The following is a 1,125-nucleotide window of genomic DNA, read 5'->3' as shown; positions in this document are numbered from 1 at the left end:
GAAAACCGCATCGTATTCATCAAGCAGTTCTTGCATCTGCACATCTTGGCCGACTTCCACATTCATGCGGAACTCAACGCCCATTTCGGTAAATACCCGACGACGATTTTCCATGACCCCTTTTTCCAATTTGAAAGAAGGAATACCAAAGGTAAGTAGGCCACCAATCTCTGGGTAACGGTCAAACACCACCGGTTTTACACCGTTGCGAACTAAGATGTCTGCTGCTGCCAGACCAGCAGGGCCAGCGCCGATGATTGCCACCTTTTTATCCGTCCACTCCACTTTGGACATGTCAGGTTTCCAGCCCATTTCAAAGGCTTTGTCGGTGATGTACTTTTCAATGTTACCTATCGTGACTGCACCAAAATCATCATTTAGTGTGCACGAACCCTCACACAAACGGTCTTGCGGACACACACGGCCACACACTTCAGGCAAGCTGTTGGTTTGGTGTGAAAGTTCCACGGCTTCTAAAATTCGACCTTCATTCGCCAGTTTTAGCCACTGAGGAATGTAGTTATGGACATGGCACTTCCATTCACAATATGGGTTACCGCAATCCAAACAGCGATCGGCTTGCGCCGTAGCTTGTTGTTTCGTGAACGGCTCGTAGATTTCAACAAACTCAATCTTACGAATCTTAATTGGTTTTTTCGCCGGATCTACGCGTTGAACATCGATAAATTGGTAAACGTTCTGACTCATGATTCAAACATCCTCCATGATTTATTGGGCTTGAACGCGCAGTTCAGCAGCGCTGCGGCTTTGGTGACCAAGTAGCGTGTTTAAGTCAGCCGCTTGAGGTTTCACCAAGTAGAACTTCGGAATCCATTCGTCAAAGTTCGCCAAAATATGTTCTGCATGGCTAGAGCCAGTCTCTTCGAGATGCTCCGCAATTAGGCCGCGCAAGTGCTCTTGGTGGATGTATAGATCCGACAGTGAAATGGCTTCCACTGATTCGTTGTTTACACGACCTTGGAAGTCTTGATTTTCATCCAACACGTAAGCAAAACCGCCCGTCATACCAGCGCCGAAGTTCACTCCTGTGGCGCCAAGAATAGCCACAATGCCGCCAGTCATGTATTCACAAGCGTTATCCCCCGCGCCTTCTATGACAGCGAT

2 protein-coding genes are annotated in these 1,125 nt (G+C 47.9%); both read right to left on the bottom strand.

The window, feature by feature from the left end:
• Positions 1 to 708, bottom strand: a 708-nt coding sequence (locus R8N46_RS25220) for an NAD(P)-binding protein (RefSeq protein ID WP_318189779.1), incomplete at its 3' end; no start/stop codon positions are given.
• Positions 709 to 729: 21 nt separating this feature from the next.
• The coding region (locus R8N46_RS25215) for a hypothetical protein (protein ID WP_318189778.1) at positions 730 to 1,125 on the bottom strand (396 nt) is incomplete at its 5' end.

This window comes from Vibrio sp. 1874 (assembly GCF_033344395.1).
GTDB classification, from domain to species: Bacteria; Pseudomonadota; Gammaproteobacteria; order Enterobacterales; family Vibrionaceae; genus Vibrio; species Vibrio alginolyticus.
The sequence above is the reverse complement of the archived record's forward strand: the minus strand, read 5'-3'. Positions and strand labels throughout refer to the sequence as shown.